Genomic DNA, 17,106 nt, shown 5'->3' with positions numbered 1-17,106 from the left:
CCCCGTCCGGGCCCTCGGTCAGCGCTTGGTGGTGGTGTCGGACGGCTGGGCAACCGGCCGTCCGCTGCTGACGTCGCCAGGAGCGGCCTGGATGGTGCGGGGGACTTCCTGCTGGCCGTTCGGCGGGTCGGACGGCGCCGACTGCGTGTCCGTCCCCTCCGACTTCATCGCCTTGGCCTCGCTCTTGAGGATGCGTGCGGACTTGCCGAGCGAACGAGCCATGTCGGGGAGCTTCTTCGCGCCGAACAGCAGCAGGACGACGACGAGGATGAGGAGGATCTCGGGAACGCCGATCTTTCCACCGAACATAACTGTGTACCTTCTCACCGAGGCGGCTGGGGGTTGGGGCTGCTCGACAGATCGGACATATGTCCGTCCGCCGCGCCAGCAGCGATCGTAACGCGCGGCGGCGAACGCTGGACAATCTCCGCGCGTACTCCCGGTTGCGGGCCGGTGCCTCGCTCTTCGGCCCGCCTCAGCAGCGTACCGGTCGCGCGTGCGACTGAGCAGAGCGCGTCATCCCTTTACTCTTCCGCCCCGGGCGGCCAGCGGCATCGCCGCGCGCTCCAGGTCCTCGGCCGCCCGCTGGATGCGCTGCGAGGTCTCCCCCACCTGGCGGGCCAGCCGCCGGACCTCCACGAAGACGCGGACGGCGAGGACGCCGAGCACGGCGAGGCCGAGGAAGCCGAGAGCGACAGCGATCATGGGCCAGAACATGGGAGGAGCCTATCGGGGCGGGTGTGCCGATCAGGACACATGGGCTGAAGGAGAGGCACGGCAGGCACCCTGGGCCGGAGGAACAGCGGCACCACGGCGATCACCCACCCTGCACCCGCAACGTCCGCACCCCGCCCCCCGTGAGCAGTTCGATGATCCGCTCCCCCGCCGGCTTGCGGACGGCGCTGCCGCAGTCCGGGCAGGTGAAGGAGTAGAACGTGGTGCGGCGGGTGGCGCCGATGGCCAGGCGGAGGGCGTCCGAGGCGAGCTCGAAGCTGCCGCGGCAGTCGGGGCAGGCGGCCTTGAAGAGCACCGGGCCGGTCAGGGTCGTGGTCATCGCACCCACCGTCGTCGTCATCGTCGCCGCCCGCCCTTCCGCGCGCCTACTCGCCGTACGCCGCGAGGGCCTGCCGGGCCGCCTGGCGCGCGCTGTCCGCGAGGGCCTGGGGCGCGACGATACGGCCGTCCCGGCCCAGGCGCAGCGCGAGCCGCCGCAGCGAGGCGGGGTCGGGGGTGCGCAGGGTGATGCGCAGGCCGCCGTCGGGCAGGTCCTCGGCGCTGTCGTGCGGGTAGTACTCGGCCACCCAGCGCCCGCCGGGCCCCACCTCGATGACGACTTCGGGATCTTCGGCGGCCGGCTGCACCAGCCCCTCGGACAGATCGCGCAGCTCGACCGGCGGCGGGTCGGCGGGGGCGTCCAGCAGTTTGATCTCGGCGACCCGGTCGAGCCGGAAGGTACGGCGCGCCTCGGAGAGCCGGCACCACGCCTCGACGTACGTGTGGCCCACCGCGAACAGCCGGATCGGGTCCACCTCGCGCTCGGTCAGCTCGTCGCGCGCGGGCGAGTAGTAGCGCAGCCACAGCCGGCGCCGCTCGGCGATGGCCCGGTCGACGTCCGCGAAGACGCCGCCCTCGGACTCGAAGGTGACCGAGACCCGGGAGCTGGCGCCGGCCGCCTCGCCCGCCGCGGCCTCCAGCTTGGCGGTGGCGCGCAGCAGCGCCTGCCGGTCGCCCTCGCGCAGGCCGGGCAGGGTGGCGACCGCGCGGGCCGCCACGAGCAGCGCGGTGGCCTCGTCGGCGGCCAGGCGCAGCGGTTCGGCGACGTCGTCGGGGTTGTGCCACCAGATGCGGTCGCCGTCGGTGTCGATGTCGAGCAGGTCGCCGCCGCGGAAGCTCGTACCGCACATCGGCAGTACGTCGAGGTCGGCGATCAGCTCGTCCTCGGTGATGCCGAAGGCGCGGGCGACGTCGGAGACGCGGGCGCCGGGGCGCTCGCGCAGGTACGTCACCAGCGACAGCATGCGCCGGGTCTGGTCGATCGCGTTCGTAGCCATGGTGTGTGCGTCCCGTCCCTCTCAGCCCTTGGCCACGGCGCGCAGCCGGTCCACGACGTCGGCCCGCAGTTCGGCGGGTTCCAGCACCACCACGTCGGGGCCGAACTCGACCAGCCAGGCGTCGAGTCCGTGCCCGTACGGGATCTCCAGCTCGTCCCAGCCGCCGCCCAGCTCACGGATGGTCAGCGCGCGGGCGCGCAGCGGGTAGCCGTGGTCGGCGCGCAGTCTGATGCGGGCGGTGCCGGTGGCGGTCTCGCCCGCCCAGCTCTCCACCGTCTCGCGGACGGTGACGTGGTCGGGCACCTCGGCGGTGAACTTCCCCTGCCGGGAGCGAACCTTGCCGGTGATACGGGAGAGCCGGAAGACGCGTTCGGCCTGGCGTTCACGGTCCCAGCCGGCCAGGTACCAGTGGCCGCGCCAGCACTCCAGTATCCACGGCTCCACCTGCCGCTGCTCGGGGCGGGCGGCGTTGGATTTGCGGTAGTCGAAGACCACGGGCCGGCGGTCGCGGCAGGCGAGCATCAGGGGCTCGAAGGCGGCCTCGTGGGCGGGGATGCGGGGCTCCAGGGCGCTGTGCGGCTGCTGGGCCTCGAAGGAGCCGTCGTCCTCGAAGGGCATGCCGGCCGCGCGCAGCTTCTGCAGGGCACCGCTGGCGGCGCCGGCCAGCCGGGCCTGCTGCCAGATCTTGGCGGCCAGGCCCAGGGCGGCGGCCTCGGCCGCGTCCAGGGTGATCGGGGGGAGGCGGTTGCTGTCCCGGCGGGCGAGGTAGCCGATCTCCCCGTCCAGTCCCTCGACGGTCTCGATGACCAGGCCCAGTTCGCGCAGATCGTCCTTGTCGCGCTCGAACATCCGGTTGAAGGAGTCGTCGCCCGTGCCGCCGTCCCCGGTGCCGAACGCCTCCACGTACGCCTCGATGGAGGCGCGCAGTTCACGCTTGGTCAGCGGGCGACGGGTGCCCAGGAGGCACAGCGCCAGATTCATCAGCCGCTCGGCCTTGGCAATGGCCATCGACGCCCCTTCTTGTCGGACTCCCGACCGATGACCGTACCGCTCCGGGGACCTGCGGCAAAGCCGAGGGGGCGGGGAGCCGGGGGCGGGGGTCCGGCCGGGGACGGCCGAGGGCCCGTACCGGACGGTACGGGCCCTCGGTGCGCCGGCCGCCGCTGTGCCGCGGCCGGATGTGCGGCGGTCTCAGACGGAGACCAGGTCGCAGACGAAGATCAGCGTCTCGTTGGGGGCGATGCGGCCGCCGCCGGCGCCGCGCTCGCCGTACGCCAGGTGCGCCGGGATGGTCAGCCGGCGGCGGCCGCCGACCTTCATGCCCTGCACGCCCTGGTCCCAGCCCGCGATGACCTGGCCGGCGCCCAGCTGGAACTGCAGCGGCTTGCCGCGGTTCCAGCTCGCGTCGAACTCCTCACCGGTGCTGAAGGAGACGCCGACGTAGTGGACGGAGACGTTGTCCCCCGCCTTGGCGACCGGCCCGTCCCCCTCCCACAGGTCCACGATCTCCAGGTCGGTGGGGACCGGGCCCTCGGGGAAGTCGATCTCGGGCTTGTCGATGTTCACGAAAGTGCTCCTACGAAAGAATCTGCACAGCTACGGCCACAGTCTGGCAGATCATGTTCAGACGGTGCCGACGATGTCCACGCTGAACACGAGGGTGTTCTTGTCCAGCCCGCTCTGCGCGTTCCCCTCGTAGCCCAGCTTCGGCGGAATCACGATCTCCACCCGGTCCCCGACGTGCTTGCCGACCAGCGCCTGGTCCCAGCCCTTGACGACGGAACCGGTGCCGATCTGGAAGGCGGTCGCCCCGCCGTGGTCCCAGGAGGAGTCGAACTTCTTGCCGTCCTCCCACTTCACGCCCGTGTACTGCGCGATCAGCCCGTCACCGGCCTTGACCTCCGCGCCCTTGCCCTTGACCAGCACCTGCTGCTTCAGGTCGGTGGGCGCCTTCTCCCCCTGGGGGATCGTGATCGTCGCGGCCTTGTCGCCCTCCGCCTTCACCTCGGGCATGCCTTCCTCGGGCTTCGCCTGCTCGCCCTCGGCCTTGGCCTTCTTGTCGGCCTTCTTCGCGGCGGCGATGTCCACGACCCACACCAGGCCGTCCTCCGGCTTGATGCCGAGCTGCGGGTTCAGGTTCTCACCGACCAGCTCCTTCGCGGTGCCCTCGATCTGCACCCGGCTGCCGACCTTCTGCCCCACAACGGCCCCCATCACCTTCGGGGGAAGCTGCGACTGGGCCTGGTCGCTGGCCTCGCCGACCACCTGCGTCCGCGGCGCCTTCGCGTCCGTGCCGGGCTGCTTCATCCAGGAGGTGCCGAGGTTCTGGCCGGTCTTCATGGCCTGCGCGGCGTAGTCCAGCCGGACGAAGTCGCCCTTGTTGACCGTCGCCCCCTTGCCCTCGATCAGCGTCTTGGTGGCCCGTTCCCCGGGCGCCTTGGCGTCCTTCGGCACGGTGATCTTGGGCTGCTCCCCGGCCTTGCCCTCCACCGTGGCGACCGTGGCGGCCGACGAGCCCTTGCCGTCATCGGACCCACAGGCGGCGGTGAACAGCAGGACGGGCACGGCCAGCGCCGCGGCGGCTGCGCGACGGGTGTTCTTCGTGAGGTTCATGGAGTCCAACTCGGGGTCGTGGGACGGGTGGGCAATGGCCGTCACTCTACGACCTGACCCGGGGGGCATTTCCATACGCAACACAACCGGGCAATACGGCAAAGTGCCGGGAGCGCGGGCGCTCCCGGCACAGCCACGTCCGGCGGTCACCGAATCCGGTGACCCACCGGACTCACATACCGGCGATCAGCTTTTCCACCCGGTCGTCCACGGACCGGAACGGGTCCTTGCACAGCACCGTGCGCTGCGCCTGGTCGTTGAGCTTCAGATGCACCCAGTCGACCGTGAAATCACGGCGCTGTTCCTGGGCGCGGCGGATGAAGTCGCCGCGCAGCCGGGCCCGGGTGGTCTGCGGCGGCACCGACTTGCCTTCGAAGATCTTCAAGTCGTTGCAGATGCGCGCGGCTTGCCCCTTGCGCTCCAGCAGGTAGTAAAGCCCCCGCCGGCGGTGGATGTCGTGATACGCGAGATCTATCTGCGCCACCCGCGGATGCGACATGGTGATGTTGTTCTTCGCGCGGTAGCGCTCGATGAGCTTGTACTTCATCACCCAGTCGATCTCGGTGTCGATCCGGTCGAGATCCTGTTCGCGTACGGCTTCGAGCGTACGGCCCCACAATTCCAGTACCCGCTCGACCATGCCCGTACGGATACCGCGCCGCTCGCAGAAGTCCACCGCCTTTTCGTAGTACTCCTGCTGGACCTCCAGCGCGGACGCCTCCCGTCCGCTGGCCAGCCGCACCTTGCGCTGACCGGTTATGTCGTGGCTGACCTCCCGGATGGCGCGGATCGGGTTCTCCAGGGTCAGGTCGCGCATGACCGTGCCGGCCTCGATCATGCGCAGCACGAGGTCGGTGGCGCCGACCTTCAACAGCATGGTCGTCTCGGACATGTTGGAGTCGCCGACGATGACGTGCAGCCGGCGGTAGCGCTCGGCGTCGGCGTGCGGTTCGTCGCGGGTGTTGATGATCGGACGGGAGCGGGTGGTCGCCGAGGAGACGCCCTCCCAGATGTGCTCGGCGCGCTGGCTCACGCAGTAGACGGCTCCGCGCGGCGTCTGCAGGACCTTGCCCGCACCGCACAGCAGCTGCCGTGTGACCAGGAACGGAATGAGGATGTCCGCGAGCCGGGAGAACTCCCCGTGCCGGGCCACGAGATAGTTTTCGTGGCAACCATAGGAGTTTCCGGCGGAATCGGTGTTGTTCTTGAAGAGATAGACGTCGCCCGCGATTCCCTCCTCGTGCAGGCGGCGCTCGGCGTCGACCAGCAGACCTTCGAGAATGCGCTCACCGGCCTTGTCGTGGGTGACCAGCTCGGTCACGTTGTCGCACTCGGGGGTTGCGTATTCCGGGTGCGAACCCACGTCCAGGTACAGGCGGGCGCCGTTCCGCAGGAAGACATTGCTGCTGCGGCCCCATGACACGACACGGCGGAAGAGGTACCGCGCCACTTCGTCAGGAGACAGTCGGCGCTGTCCCCTGAACGTGCATGTGACGCCGTACTCGTTCTCCAGCCCGAAAATGCGGCGGTCCATGACTGAACATTACGCCTGATGGCCTGCTCTGAAACCGGGTTGGACGGCCTCGTTTCGATCAGTTTCCGCCGTGACCTGCGCGGCCGCGCGCACGACGGTGTCACCGACGGGGGAAAGAAAGCGCTTTGTCGACACAAGTACGAGCAGTGCGGCCACCCCGCCCGCCCCCGCGACGGCGAACCCCGCGGCCGGACCACCCTGCTCCACCGCCGGGCCGACCACCGTCATCCCCACCGCCGAGCCCACCCCGAACGTCGTCACGAGCCAGGAGAACGCCTCGGTGACCGTCCCCCGCGGCGCGTGCCGGTCCACCACCACGAACGCGCACGCCAGCGCGGGCGCCAGGAAGACCCCGGCCACCCCCGTCAGCAGCGTCATCCCTGCCACGCCCGGCGTCAGCGCCAGCGGTACGTATCCGAGCGCCAGCAGGGCCACCAGCAGCCGCAGCCGGTTCTCCGGGTGCCCGGGCCACTGCCGGGCGCCGTACACGACACCGCCCAGGAGGGCGCCGACGCCGAGCGCCGACAGCAGGTAGCTGGAGACCATCCCGCCGCCGTGCTCGTCGGCGTACGCGACCGCCGCCACCGCGATCGACCCCAGCGCCAGCCCGACGAAGAAGAACGAGGCGATCAGCACCAGCATCCCGGACGAGCGCAGCGCCCCCAGCCAGTGCGCCTCACGCGGCCCGCTGCGCCACTGCCGGGAGGGCGGCGACACCGCCACGGAGAGCGCGCCGAGCACCCCGATCGCGTTGATCACCAGCAGCGCCCAGCGCTCCGACCACAGCGCCACACACGTCGTCACCAGCAACGGCCCGACCGCGAACATCACTTCCTGCGCCACCGCGTCCAGCGCGTACGCGGCGTGCACCCGGTCCTCGCGCTTGAGCACCGACGGCCACAGCGCGCGCAGCCCGCCCTCCAGGGGCGGCGTGAAGAACCCGGCTATCACCATGGCCGCGTACACCAGGGGCAGCGGCTCCAGGCCGGTGACCGCCGGCAGCCCCATGCCCAGGGCGGAGATCACCGCCGCGGGCAGCATCACGCGCGGCTGCCCGTACAGGTCCACCGCCCGCCCCAGCAGCGGCTGCCCGACCGCGTTGCTCACCCCGTACACGGCGGACAGCACGCCCGCCAGGACGTAGCCGCCACCCTCGGCGCGGGTGAAGAGCACCACGGCCAGCGGCCCGGTCGCGTTCGGCAGCCTGCCGACCAGCGTCCCGGCCAGCAGCCGGGCCGCGTGCCGCGTGCGGAGCAGCTGCGCGTATCCGGCGCCCATGCCCGCTCCCTTCCGTCCGGCGCAGCGCCGGGCAGTAGTGTTACGTATAACGTGCGGCGTCATACGTACCATGTCCCCAGCTCGCGGGTCCATACCGCGACGTCCGACGCGAGGAGCCCGAACCCCGGTGACCGCCCACGAGCAGCCGTCCCCCGCACGCCCCGGCACCGCCGCCGCGCCCCGCGTCACCAGCCGGGACGTCGCCCGCGCCGCCGGGGTCTCGCAGGCCGCCGTCTCGCTCGTCCTCGGCGACAAGTGGCGCGGCCGGGTCTCGCCGCACAAGGCCGAGTCCGTCCGCGCCGCCGCGCGCGAGCTGGGCTACCGCCCCAACCTCGCGGCGCGCAGCCTCCGGATGGGCCGCACCCGCACCGCGCTGCTCGTGGTGCCCGCCCTGACCACCGAGTACTTCGCCCGCGTCTACACCGGGGCGGCCCGCGTCGCCGCCGACCACGACTTCGGCGTCGTCCTCTACCCCTCCCCCGAGGGCATCGGCCCGGCGCGCGACCCCTTCGCCTCGGCGCGCGCCGCGCTGGACGGTGTGATCGCGTCCTCCATGGCCGCCGACGCGCTGGCCGCCATGCGCGGCGAGGAACTGCCGCTGGTGATGCTCGACAGCGATCCGGACGACCCCGGCGCCACCGCAACCGTCAACCTCGACATCGCCGACGGCGTCCGGCGCCTCGCGGCCCACCTGCTCGGGCTCGGCCACCGCCGCATCACCCACCTCGCGGCCGCCGTCGACTCCTGGACCTTCCACGTACGGTCCGCGGCCCTCGCCGAGGCGCTGCGGGGCGTTCCGGACGCGGAGGTACGCACGGAGCCCGCCGCGCTCAGCGTGGACGGCGGCCTGCACGCCGCCCACGCGGCCCTGACCGGGCCGGGCCCGCGCCCGACCGCCCTGCTGTGCGACGACGACCTGGTGGCGGCCGGGGCCTGCAAGACCGCGCGCCGGCTGGGCCTGCGGGTGCCCGAGGACCTCTCCGTCACCGGCCTCGACGACCTGGCGCTGTCCAGGGCCGTGGAGCCGGAGCTGACCACCGTCCGGCTGCCCGCCGAGGAGGTCGGGGCCGCGGGCATGCACGCGCTGATGGCCGCGCTGGAAGGCCGCCCGCCCGCGCCGGTCAGCCTGCCGGTGGAGCTGGTCGTACGGGGGTCCACGGCGCCGGTGCCGCCCGCGGCCCAGGTGTGACGGTACGGGCCCTGCCCGGCCCCCGTACAACGCGGCGCGCCCCGGCAGGTTGTCCACCCGCCGGGGCGCGTAGGTGCCCGCGTCCGCCTGGTTACGAACCGGAGTCCGAGCCGCCCTCGGAGCCGGACGTGCCCTCGGAGTCCGCGGAGTCCGCCGACTCGTCGGCCGCGCCCTCCGCCGACACCGCGGCGCCGTTCTCCTCCAGCAGCCGGGAGAGCTGACGGCCCAGGATGCGCTTGAACTTGCGCTGCTGCGGGCGCGTACGGTCGAGGGTGGCGACCTCCAACTGCTCGGCGGTCAGGGTGCGTTCACCGCCGTTGTTGTCGCGCGAGAGCGACTCGACGGCCAGCTTCAGCGCCTCGCCCAGCGTCATGCCGTCGCGGTGCCGCTGATCGAGGTAGCTGCTGATCTGATCGGCGTTGCCGCCGACCGCGACCGAACCGTGCTCGTCGACGATCGATCCGTCGTGCGGCAGGCGGTAGATCTGGTCGTCCTCGGGGGCGTTGCCCACCTCCGCGACGATCAGCTCGACCTCGTACGGCTTCTCGGCGGCGCTGGAGAAGATCGTGCCGAGGGTCTGGGCGTAGACATTGGCCAGGCCGCGCGCGGTCACGTCCGCGCGGTCGTAGGTATAGCCGCGCAGGTCGGCGTAGCGCACGCCGCCGATGCGCAGGTTCTCGAACTCGTTGTACTTGCCGACCGCCGCGAAGGCGATCCGGTCGTAGATCTCGCTGACCTTGTGCAGGGCGCGGGACGGGTTCTCGGCGACGAAGACCACGCCGTCGGCGTACTGCAGCACCACGACGCTGCGGCCGCGCGCGATGCCCTTGCGGGCGTACTCGGCACGGTCGGCCATGGCCTGCTGGGGTGAGACATAGAACGGCGTCGACACCGGCTATCCGTCCCTTTCTGTCAATGACTCTCTCAGTGGCGCATGCATGGCGGACTTCCCGTCCTCAGAGCAGCGCGGCGCGCGGGCCGTCGGGCTCGTCGAGCCGCCGCTCGTGGATGGCGCGGGCGATCTCCGACACCTCGGCCTCGGTGTACCGCTTGAAGCCCTCTTCGGTGATGACCGTGACGATCGGGTAGATCCGGCGCGCCAGGTCGGGGCCGCCGGTCGCCGAGTCGTCGTCGGCGGCGTCGTACAGCGCCTGGACGACGGCCGTGGCGGCCTGGTTCTCCGTGAGGTCGTCGCGGTAGAGCTTCTTGAGGGCGCCGCGCGCGAAGAGCGAGCCGGAGCCCGTCGCCGCGAAGCCGTGCTCCTCCGAGCGCCCGCCGGTCACGTCGTACGTGAAGATGCGGCCCTTCTCGCGGTCCACGTCCCAGCCGGCGAACAGCGGCACCACGGCCAGGCCCTGCATGGCCATCCCGAGGTTGCTGCGGATCATCGTCGACAGGCGGTTCGCCTTGCCCTCCAGGGAGAGTTGGGCGCCCTCGACCTTCTCGAAGTGCTCCAGCTCCAACTGGAAGAGCTTGACCATCTCGACGGCGAGACCGGCCGTGCCGGCGATGCCGACGGCCGAGTACTCGTCGGCCGGGAAGACCTTCTCGATGTCGCGCTGCGCGATGACGTTGCCCATCGTCGCGCGGCGGTCACCGGCGAGCACCGCGCCGCCGGGGAAGGACGCCGCCACGATCGTCGTGCCGTGCGGCGCCTCGACGGCGCCCTGCACGGGCAGCGGCGGCCGGCGGCCCGGCAGCAGCTCCGGCGAGTGCTCCCCGAGGAAGTCCATGAACGACGAGGACCCGGGCGTCAGGAAGGCAGCTGGTAGACGCCCGGTGCTACGAGTGTTGGCTTCCACACGTTTCCTTCCGGATATATCGGCCGCCCGCCCCAAGACGTCCGGCCGATCCTTGAATTGGCCCAGCGCTGCGTTGCAGCTGAAGCACAGTACGTCCCGGACCTTACCTGTCCTGGGGCGGTGATCCACATGCACGCGGGAACGGACGGGACGGCGGCTGCGGCAGCCCCTCGCCCCGGCTCCCCCGCGCGTGCGGCCCGCGCCCGGCACGGCCTGTGCGCACGCGCTCGCCGAGCGCGCTCGAACGGCGCCGGGAGCGCGCGGCGGCCTGCGCGGCCGCACGCTCCCGGAGCCGGGATCGGAACCCGTCGGGCCGGTTCCCGTACGGGGCGGGCGCGGCCGGTGTGCCACCGCGCCCGCGGGTACCGCACCCACCGCCGACGGAAACCGACACGCCTCTTACTGCCCGCCCTTTTGCACGAAGCTCCGCACGAAGTCCTCGGCGTTCTCCTCCAGCACGTCGTCGATCTCGTCCAGGACGGAGTCGACGTCGTCCGACAGCTTTTCCTGCCGTTCCTTGAGATCGTCCGCGGCCTGCGCGTCCTGCGACTGCTCCTCGACCTCTTCGGTCGAACGCGTCGCCTTCTGCTGTCCGCCGCCGGTGTCCTTGGTCGCCATGTCCCTCACCCCGCTCGGTTCGCCCCGCTCGATGTGACTGTCAAGATCAGACCCTACAAGCAAGGTCTGACATCGGCTGTGCTCTTCATCGTTCTTCGCCGTTCTTGGTGCAACGTCCGGGAGACACCCCGATGATTCCCGCCAGGGCAACCTTTAGCCCCGGATCAGGTGCCCGATCGGACGCCCGGTCACCCTCCGGAAAGGACCCGCACCAGGTCCTCGGCCGTACGGCACCGGTCGAGCAGCTCCTTGACGTGGTTACGGGTGCCGCGCAGCGGTTCCAGCGTCGGTACCCGTTGCAGAGAGTCACGGCCCGGCAGGTCGAAGATCACCGAGTCCCAGGAGGCCGCCGCCACGTCGTCCGCGTACTGCTCCAGGCAGCGGCCGCGGAAGTACGCCCTGGTGTCCTCCGGGGGCGCCTGCACCGCCCGCGCGACCTCGTCGTCGGTCAGCAGCCGCTTCATCTTGCCGCGGGCCGCCAGCCGGTTGTAGAGGCCCTTGTCGGCCCGTACGTCGGCGTACTGCAGGTCGACCAGGTGCAGCCGGGCCGCGTCCCAGTCGACGCCGTCCCGGCGCCGGTAGCCCTCCATCAGCTCCCGCTTGGCCACCCAGTCCAGCTCGCCGGACAGGCTCATCGGGTCGTGCTCCAGGCGCCCCAGCACGTCCTCCCAGCGGGCCAGGACGTCCTTGGTCTGCTCGTCGGCGTCCGCGCCGAGCCGGTCCTCCACGTACTTGCGCGCCAGCTCGAAGTACTCCATCTGGAGTTGTACGGCGGTCAGCGTCCGGCCGCTGCGCAGCGTGATCAGGTGGCGCAGCGTCGGGTCGTGGGAAACCTGGTGGAGGGTGCGTACCGGCTGGTCGACGGCGAGGTCCACGGCGATGAAGCCGTCCTCGATCATGGACAGGACCAGCGCGGTGGTGCCCAGCTTGAGGTAGGTGGAGATCTCGGAGAGGTTCGCGTCCCCGATGATCACGTGCAGCCGGCGGTACTTCTCCGCGTCCGAGTGCGGCTCGTCGCGGGTGTTGATGATGGGGCGCTTGAGCGTGGTCTCCAGGCCGACCTCGACCTCGAAGTAGTCGGCGCGCTGGCTGATCTGGAAGCCGTGCTCGTGGCCGTCCTGGCCGATGCCGACGCGGCCGGCCCCGGCGAAGACCTGGCGGGAGACGAAGAAGGGCGTCAGGTGGCGCACGATGTCGGAGAACGGCGTCTCCCGCTTCATCAGGTAGTTCTCGTGCGTGCCGTAGGAGGCGCCCTTGTTGTCGGTGTTGTTCTTGTACAGGTGGATGGGCTGGGCGCCGGGGACCTGGGCCGCGCGCTCGGCGGCCTCGGCCATGATGCGCTCGCCGGCCTTGTCCCAGAGCACCGCGTCGCGCGGGTTGGTGACCTCCGGCGAGCTGTACTCCGGATGCGCGTGGTCGACGTACAGGCGTGCCCCGTTGGTGAGGATCACGTTGGCCAGCCCGATGTCCTCGTCGGTGAGCTGGCTGGCGTCGGCGTTCTCGCGGGCGAGGTCGAAGCCTCGGGCGTCCCGCAGCGGGTTCTCCTCCTCGAAGTCCCAGCGGGCGCGTCGCGCCCGGTGCATCGCTGCCGCGTAGGCGTTGACGACCTGGGACGAGGTGAGCATGGCATTGGCGTTCGGGTGGCCGGGGACGGAGATCCCGTACTCCGTCTCGATTCCCATTACTCGCCGTACGGTCATGCGGCCCTCCTTGCCCGGCGGCGCCCCCGGATGGGGTCGGCGCTCAAGTACCGCTGCGCTTCCGGTCCGTGTGCGGCCCCCGCTTCCGCAGTGCGCGACGCGGCGGTACCGAAGAGCCTAGAACGCCTTTGCGGCGGTGGGGAGATCATTACAGTCATTGCTCCAGTCCGGTTTTTACCTGCGGGTCACCGCGTTCCGGGGGATCACCCCCGTAGCCCCGGAAAAGCGTCCGGCTGCGGACGCCCCGTGCAGGACATCCGCAGCCGGTCGGCGGTGTTACAGGTATTGGCCGGTATTCGCCACCGTGTCGATGGAGCGGCCGGTGTCCGCGCCCTGCTTGCCGGTGACCAGGGTGCGGATGTAGACGATCCGCTCGCCCTTCTTGCCGGAGATGCGGGCCCAGTCGTCCGGGTTGGTGGTGTTGGGCAGGTCCTCGTTCTCCTTGAACTCGTCCACGCATGCCTGGAGCAGGTGGGAGACGCGCAGACCCTTCTGGTTGTGTTCGAGGAATGCCTTGATGGCCATCTTCTTGGCGCGGCCGACGATGTTCTCGATCATTGCGCCGGAGTTGAAGTCCTTGAAATAGAGAACTTCCTTGTCACCGTTGGCATAGGTGACCTCCAGGAAGCGGTTCTCCTCGGACTCCGCGTACATCTGCTCGACGACCGACTGGATCATCGCGCTGACCGCGGCCGACCGGACTCCGCCGTGCTCGCCGAGGTCGTCGGCGTGCAGCGGCAGGCGCTCGGTGAGGTACTTCGAGAAGATGTCCTTGGCGGCCTCGGCGTCCGGACGCTCGATCTTGATCTTGACGTCCAGCCGGCCGGGGCGCAGGATCGCCGGGTCGATCATGTCCTCGCGGTTGGAGGCGCCGATGACGATGACGTTCTCCAGGCCCTCCACACCGTCGATCTCGGAGAGCAGCTGCGGGACGATGGTGTTCTCCACGTCCGAGCTGACCCCGGACCCGCGGGTGCGGAAGAGGGAGTCCATCTCGTCGAAGAAGACGATGACGGGGGTGCCCTCGCTCGCCTTCTCCCGGGCCCGCTGGAAGACCAGGCGGATATGCCGCTCGGTCTCGCCGACGTACTTGTTCAGCAGCTCGGGGCCCTTGATGTTGAGGAAGAAGCTCTTCCCCGCGGGCTTGCCGGTCACCTCGGCGACCTTCTTGGCGAGCGAGTTGGCGACCGCCTTGGCGATCAGCGTCTTGCCGCAGCCGGGCGGCCCGTAGAGCAACACGCCCTTGGGCGGGCGCAGTTCGTGCTCCTTGAAGAGGTCCGGGTAGAGGTACGGGAGCTCGACCGCGTCGCGGATCAGTTCGATCTGGCCGCCCAGACCGCCGATCTTCGTGTAGTCGATGTCCGGGACCTCTTCGAGGACGAGCTCTTCGACCTCGCTCTTGGGGATGACCTCGTAGACGTAGCCGGAGCGCGGTTCCAGGAGCAGGGCGTCGCCGGGGCGGATGGTGATGTCCAGCAGCGGCTCGGCGAGCCTCACCACCCGCTCCTCGTCGGTGTGCCCGATCACCAGGGCGCGCTCGCCGTCCTCCAGGATCTCCTTGAGGGTGACGATGTCCCCGGCGTTCTCGTACTCCATGGCCTCGACCACGTTGAGCGCCTCGTTGAGCATGACCTCCTGGCCACGCCGGAGCTCGTCGAGGTCGACGCTCGGGCTGACGTTCACGCGGAGTTTTCGGCCTCCGGTGAAGATGTCGGCCGTGCCGTCCTCGTTCGCCTGCAGGAAGACGCCGAAGCCGGCCGGCGGCTGTGCGAGCCGGTCGACCTCCTCCTTGAGGGCGACGATCTGGTCGCGCGCCTCGCGCAGCGTGTTGGCGAGTCGCTCGTTCTGTGCCGAAACGCCGGCCAGGTTGGTCTGCAGCTCGACGATCCGCTCTTCGAGAATCCTCGTGTGACGCGGAGAGTCGGCGAGCTTGCGTCGCAGGACGGCGATCTCCTGCTCGAGATAGGCAACCTGGCCGGCAGGGTCGTCAGACCCCCGCCCCGGCCGGATGCCGCGGTTGATGTCGTCGTCGTGGGCTGCCACGGTCCTCACCTCCTCCAAGGGGAGCTGGACGCTTCCTGACCCTACCTGGGCCGGTGCAGGTTGAAACCCCTAGATCGAAAAGACTGTCGGGGCGTGTCCGATCTTCACCCTTGCGCACGTCCTCACCTCAGGGGGATACCCACCCAACAACATCAGAAAGCGGACGGTTGTATCGTCGAGACGGTCAACACCCGTCAGGGTGGGCCCCATTTGATTCACGTACGCAGGAACGGCAGGCGAGATGACCGCGCAGGACGAAGCACTGGAGGTCTGGATCGACCAGGACCTCTGCACCGGCGACGGCATCTGTGCGCAGTACGCGCCGGAGGTCTTCGAACTCGACATCGACGGTCTGGCCTATGTGAAGAGCGCCGACGACGAACTGCTCCAGGAGAAGGGGGCCACCACCCCCGTCCCCCTGCCGCTGCTCAATGACGTACGGGACTCCGCGAAGGAGTGTCCGGGCGACTGCATCCACGTACGCCGGGTCAAGGACCGGGTGGAGGTCTACGGACCGGACGCGGAGTAGACACAGTGTGACGGATCACACACCGGCAGTGTCGGAGGAGGCGGGGAGTTCGCTCTGGACGAACTTCCCGCCTTTCCATTGCCACTTGGTCCGTGCTCGTACGTCCGGGCAGCAGCGCGGCACATCGGTCGTGGAGTAGCCCAGCAGGGTTGCGTCGATCACACCGCCGCGTACGGCGAAGCCCTCGACGCTGCGCTGCTGCGCGGGCGAGAGGAGGGTCGCGGCGACCCGCGGGGCGCCCTTGCCCGCCGCGGGGCGGGCGAGGACGTACACGCCGCTGGGCGGGGTGCCCGTCTCGGTGTGGCAGCGGACCACGGCGACGGTCTCGGGGCTGCCGTCGCCGTCGAGGTCGCCGGTGGCGCTCTCGACCACGTCGAGGCGGTTGGGGCCGCAGTCGACCGGGTACCTGGCGGCACGCGGATCGGGAGCCGGTCCCGCGGCCGCGCGGGCGCCGGGCGCGGCGGCGGTGGCCGTGGCGTCGGGGGGCTGGACGAAGGAGGCTGTTGCGACGGCCGCCGCGAGAGCGGCGGCGGTGGCGAGCCAGTGCAGGGCGCGGGTGCGGGTGTGCGGAAGGTCGTGGCCTGCCGTGGGCTGCACGCGGGGTAACTCCTGTGAAGAGCTGTGGCGGTGGGAGTGCCCAGCATCGTTCCACAGGGCGGGCCGCCGGGGAACACCCGGGCGGGGCTTCCGTCCCCTGAACGAAGCGGCGCCGCCGGCGGTTCCCGTGGGGCGGGAACTCGTCGGCGGCGCCGGATGGTTCGAGTGGTGCGGTCGGGGCGCGTCAGCCGCGCTCCGCGCCCCCGCTGGAGCTGCCAGGACCGGTGTAGTCCTCCCCGTACGCGCCCTTGGCCGGACGGCGCCGGCGCAGCGGCGGCTCGACGCCGTCCGCGAGGCGGCGGGCGGTGAGCAGGAAGCCGGTGTGGCCGATCATGCGGTGGTCGGGGCGGACGGCGAGGCCCTCGACGTGCCAGGTGCGGACCATGGTCTCCCAGGCCGACGGCTCGTTGAAGGTGCCGTGCTCGCGGATGGCCTCGACCGTACGGGCCAGCTGCGTCGTCGTGGCGACGTACGCGCACAGGATGCCGCCCGGGACGAGCGCCTTGGAGACGGCCTCCAGGCACTCCCAGGGGGCGAGCATGTCCAGGATGACCCGGTCCACGTCCGTGTCCGAGAGGTTGTCCTGGAGATCACCGACGGTCAGCGTCCACGCCGGGTGCGGGCCGCCGAAGTACCGCTCGACGTTCTGCGTGGCGATCTCGGCGAAGTCGGCGCGCCGCTCGTAGCTGTGCAGCATGCCCTGGTCGCCGATGGCGCGCAGCAGGAAGCTGCTGAGCGAGCCGGAGCCCACCCCCGCCTCGACGACGCGCGCGCCGGGGAAGATGTCGGCCATCGCCAGGATCTGCCCCGCGTCCTTGGGGTAGACCACGGCGGCGCCGCGGGGCATGGACAGGACGTAGTCGGGGAGCAGCGGGCGCAGCGCGAGGTAGGCGACGTTCCCGGTGGTACGGACAACACTGCCCTCGGGAGCACCGATCAGCTCGTCGTGGGGGAAGGCTCCCTTGTGGGTGTGGAAGCTCTTGCCCTCTTCGAGCGTGAACGTGTAGTGGCGTCCCTTGGGGTCGGTGAGCTGGACCTGGTCCCCGACCTTGAAGGGCCCGCGACGGCGGGCGGCACCGGTCGGTTCGGACATGTGACCAGCCTACCGGGCCCGGGGAGCGGTCGGGACCAGGAGGAGGGTGGGGTGGGGGG

18 protein-coding genes and 1 pseudogene are annotated in these 17,106 nt (G+C 70.7%); 2 read left to right on the top strand and 17 right to left on the bottom strand.

Annotated elements, in window-relative coordinates:
• Window positions 1-18: 18 nt before the first annotated feature.
• The 9 genes from tatA to IH45_RS0119330 form a co-directional block, all read right to left on the bottom strand.
• A complete protein-coding gene (tatA, locus tag IH45_RS0119370; protein ID WP_030669504.1) occupies window positions 19-309 on the bottom strand; it encodes a Sec-independent protein translocase subunit TatA in 291 nt (96 codons plus the stop codon).
• Between the two features lie 207 nt (window positions 310-516).
• On the bottom strand, window positions 517-717 hold the full coding sequence (locus IH45_RS0119365; protein ID WP_030669501.1) for a hypothetical protein: 201 nt from the start codon (window positions 715-717) through the stop codon (window positions 517-519).
• A gap of 100 nt (window positions 718-817) precedes the next feature.
• A complete protein-coding gene (locus tag IH45_RS0119360; protein ID WP_030669498.1) occupies window positions 818-1,075 on the bottom strand; it encodes a CpXC domain-containing protein in 258 nt (85 codons plus the stop codon).
• 25 nt (window positions 1,076-1,100) lie between these two features.
• On the bottom strand, window positions 1,101-2,051 hold the full coding sequence (locus tag IH45_RS0119355) for a helix-turn-helix transcriptional regulator (protein WP_030669496.1): 951 nt from the start codon (window positions 2,049-2,051) through the stop codon (window positions 1,101-1,103).
• A 21-nt stretch (window positions 2,052-2,072) separates the two neighbouring features.
• Entirely contained in the window at window positions 2,073-3,059 is a 987-nt protein-coding gene (locus IH45_RS0119350) for a helix-turn-helix transcriptional regulator (RefSeq protein WP_030669492.1), read from the bottom strand.
• A 183-nt stretch (window positions 3,060-3,242) separates the two neighbouring features.
• A complete protein-coding gene (locus IH45_RS0119345) occupies window positions 3,243-3,617 on the bottom strand; it encodes an FKBP-type peptidyl-prolyl cis-trans isomerase (RefSeq protein ID WP_030669490.1) in 375 nt (124 codons plus the stop codon).
• A 57-nt stretch (window positions 3,618-3,674) separates the two neighbouring features.
• Window positions 3,675-4,664: an FKBP-type peptidyl-prolyl cis-trans isomerase gene (locus IH45_RS0119340; RefSeq protein WP_030669487.1), complete on the bottom strand. Its 990-nt coding sequence runs from the start codon at window positions 4,662-4,664 to the stop codon at window positions 3,675-3,677.
• 172 nt (window positions 4,665-4,836) lie between these two features.
• Window positions 4,837-6,198 (bottom strand): Pup--protein ligase, encoded by a 1,362-nt coding sequence (pafA, locus tag IH45_RS0119335; protein WP_030376106.1) that lies wholly within the window; start codon window positions 6,196-6,198, stop codon window positions 4,837-4,839.
• Window positions 6,199-6,207: 9 nt separating this feature from the next.
• Entirely contained in the window at window positions 6,208-7,476 is a 1,269-nt protein-coding gene (locus IH45_RS0119330; RefSeq protein WP_030669484.1) for an MFS transporter, read from the bottom strand.
• Window positions 7,477-7,603: 127 nt separating this feature from the next.
• Here IH45_RS0119330 and IH45_RS0119325 point away from each other — a divergent pair, with 127 nt between their 5' ends.
• Complete coding sequence (locus IH45_RS0119325; protein ID WP_030669480.1) at window positions 7,604-8,665, top strand: LacI family DNA-binding transcriptional regulator; 1,062 nt, start codon at window positions 7,604-7,606, stop codon at window positions 8,663-8,665.
• A gap of 91 nt (window positions 8,666-8,756) precedes the next feature.
• Here the strand turns inward: IH45_RS0119325 and prcA are convergent, their stop codons facing one another.
• The 6 genes and pseudogenes from prcA to arc form a co-directional block, all read right to left on the bottom strand.
• On the bottom strand, window positions 8,757-9,557 hold the full coding sequence (prcA, locus tag IH45_RS0119320) for a proteasome subunit alpha (RefSeq protein WP_030669478.1): 801 nt from the start codon (window positions 9,555-9,557) through the stop codon (window positions 8,757-8,759).
• A 64-nt stretch (window positions 9,558-9,621) separates the two neighbouring features.
• On the bottom strand, window positions 9,622-10,467 hold the full coding sequence (gene prcB / locus IH45_RS0119315; protein WP_030669476.1) for a proteasome subunit beta: 846 nt from the start codon (window positions 10,465-10,467) through the stop codon (window positions 9,622-9,624).
• Window positions 10,419-10,599, bottom strand: a pseudogene (locus IH45_RS1000000149980) (endonuclease domain-containing protein); the annotation flags it as partial. The gene prcB and the pseudogene IH45_RS1000000149980, both read right to left, overlap by 49 nt.
• Before the next feature lie 267 nt (window positions 10,600-10,866).
• Complete coding sequence (locus IH45_RS0119310; RefSeq protein ID WP_003981605.1) at window positions 10,867-11,085, bottom strand: ubiquitin-like protein Pup; 219 nt, start codon at window positions 11,083-11,085, stop codon at window positions 10,867-10,869.
• Window positions 11,086-11,273: 188 nt separating this feature from the next.
• On the bottom strand, window positions 11,274-12,785 hold the full coding sequence (gene dop, locus IH45_RS0119305) for a depupylase/deamidase Dop (protein WP_394298685.1): 1,512 nt from the start codon (window positions 12,783-12,785) through the stop codon (window positions 11,274-11,276).
• Window positions 12,786-13,061: 276 nt separating this feature from the next.
• The gene (gene arc, locus IH45_RS0119300; RefSeq protein WP_030669470.1) at window positions 13,062-14,828 is read right to left on the bottom strand and encodes a proteasome ATPase; all 1,767 of its coding nucleotides are present in this window, start codon (window positions 14,826-14,828) and stop codon (window positions 13,062-13,064) included.
• A gap of 241 nt (window positions 14,829-15,069) precedes the next feature.
• Here arc and IH45_RS0119295 point away from each other — a divergent pair, with 241 nt between their 5' ends.
• Complete coding sequence (locus IH45_RS0119295; protein ID WP_030669467.1) at window positions 15,070-15,357, top strand: ferredoxin; 288 nt, start codon at window positions 15,070-15,072, stop codon at window positions 15,355-15,357.
• 15 nt (window positions 15,358-15,372) lie between these two features.
• Here the strand turns inward: IH45_RS0119295 and IH45_RS0119290 are convergent, their stop codons facing one another.
• Together IH45_RS0119290 and IH45_RS0119285 are read right to left on the bottom strand one after the other, a co-directional pair.
• Entirely contained in the window at window positions 15,373-15,954 is a 582-nt protein-coding gene (locus tag IH45_RS0119290; protein ID WP_030669464.1) for a hypothetical protein, read from the bottom strand.
• Between the two features lie 184 nt (window positions 15,955-16,138).
• On the bottom strand, window positions 16,139-17,047 hold the full coding sequence (locus tag IH45_RS0119285) for a tRNA (adenine-N1)-methyltransferase (protein ID WP_030595480.1): 909 nt from the start codon (window positions 17,045-17,047) through the stop codon (window positions 16,139-16,141).
• Window positions 17,048-17,106 lie beyond the last annotated feature (59 nt).

Source organism: Streptomyces rimosus subsp. rimosus (assembly GCF_000720725.1).
GTDB classification, from domain to species: domain Bacteria; phylum Actinomycetota; class Actinomycetes; order Streptomycetales; family Streptomycetaceae; genus Streptomyces; species Streptomyces rimosus_A.
The sequence above is the reverse complement of the archived record's forward strand: the minus strand, read 5'-3'. Positions and strand labels throughout refer to the sequence as shown.

Bases quoted from the DNA above. Each gene is read 5' to 3' on its own strand.
- tatA (WP_030669504.1), bottom strand. From the start codon at position 309: ATGTTCGGTGGAAAGATCGGCGTTCCCGAGATCCTCCTCATCCTCGTC.
- IH45_RS0119365 (WP_030669501.1), bottom strand. From the start codon at position 717: ATGTTCTGGCCCATGATCGCTGTCGCTCTCGGCTTCCTCGGCCTCGCC.
- IH45_RS0119360 (WP_030669498.1), bottom strand. From the start codon at position 1,075: ATGACGACGACGGTGGGTGCGATGACCACGACCCTGACCGGCCCGGTG.
- IH45_RS0119355 (WP_030669496.1), bottom strand. From the start codon at position 2,051: ATGGCTACGAACGCGATCGACCAGACCCGGCGCATGCTGTCGCTGGTG.
- IH45_RS0119350 (WP_030669492.1), bottom strand. From the start codon at position 3,059: ATGGCCATTGCCAAGGCCGAGCGGCTGATGAATCTGGCGCTGTGCCTC.
- IH45_RS0119340 (WP_030669487.1), bottom strand. From the start codon at position 4,664: ATGAACCTCACGAAGAACACCCGTCGCGCAGCCGCCGCGGCGCTGGCC.
- pafA (WP_030376106.1), bottom strand. From the start codon at position 6,198: ATGGACCGCCGCATTTTCGGGCTGGAGAACGAGTACGGCGTCACATGC.
- IH45_RS0119330 (WP_030669484.1), bottom strand. From the start codon at position 7,476: ATGGGCGCCGGATACGCGCAGCTGCTCCGCACGCGGCACGCGGCCCGG.
- IH45_RS0119310 (WP_003981605.1), bottom strand. From the start codon at position 11,085: ATGGCGACCAAGGACACCGGCGGCGGACAGCAGAAGGCGACGCGTTCG.
- dop (WP_394298685.1), bottom strand. From the start codon at position 12,785: ATGACCGTACGGCGAGTAATGGGAATCGAGACGGAGTACGGGATCTCC.
- IH45_RS0119295 (WP_030669467.1), top strand. From the start codon at position 15,070: ATGACCGCGCAGGACGAAGCACTGGAGGTCTGGATCGACCAGGACCTC.
- IH45_RS0119285 (WP_030595480.1), bottom strand. From the start codon at position 17,047: ATGTCCGAACCGACCGGTGCCGCCCGCCGTCGCGGGCCCTTCAAGGTC.